The sequence below is a fragment of the Mesorhizobium sp. WSM4820 genome, from assembly GCF_055811075.1.
In genome coordinates this window covers 1-442 of sequence record NZ_JBVVQN010000094.1, presented here as the reverse complement: position 1 = coordinate 442, position 442 = coordinate 1, and the positions used below count along the sequence as shown (strand labels likewise).

The 442-nt window shown below is 57.0% G+C and carries 1 pseudogene; it reads right to left on the bottom strand.

The window, feature by feature from the left end:
- Positions 1 to 232: 232 nt before the first annotated feature.
- Positions 233 to 442 (bottom strand): annotated as a pseudogene (locus AC0L2R_RS33875) (chemotaxis protein CheB); the annotation flags it as partial.

Sequence of the window (442 nt, the reverse complement as noted above, 5' to 3'; positions counted from 1 at the left end):
AGACGTCCTTCAGTCCGTCGTGGAAAAGATCTTCGAGGCCCTTGGCCTTGCTTTGCGATTCCTTTTTCGTAGCCATCGTCGTCTCCGAATGTGAGAAACGCGTGTCTGGTGGCACGCGCAGCATTAACCAAAGTGGGTGCTGTTTGTTCCTTTGGCCCGATCGGATCCACGGTCATCACATAGATCTGGTTCGGTTTCATCGCGGTCTTTCGAAGCATCCGGCGAGGCCGGATCAGTTTTGTTTCGCGATCGGGCCATCCTCTGCCACTGTACCCCGCCTGCTTTCGAGAATTCGTTCGATCACTTCGGCGTCCGCTTCATATTCTCTCGACCGTTCCTGCAGCTTTGCCGCCATGTCAACGCGAGCCAACTCACTTTCCCGGTCGGCCATTCGCCGGGTGAATGCCGCCCGCTGCTGATGCGCGCGCAGCAAGCTCCACAA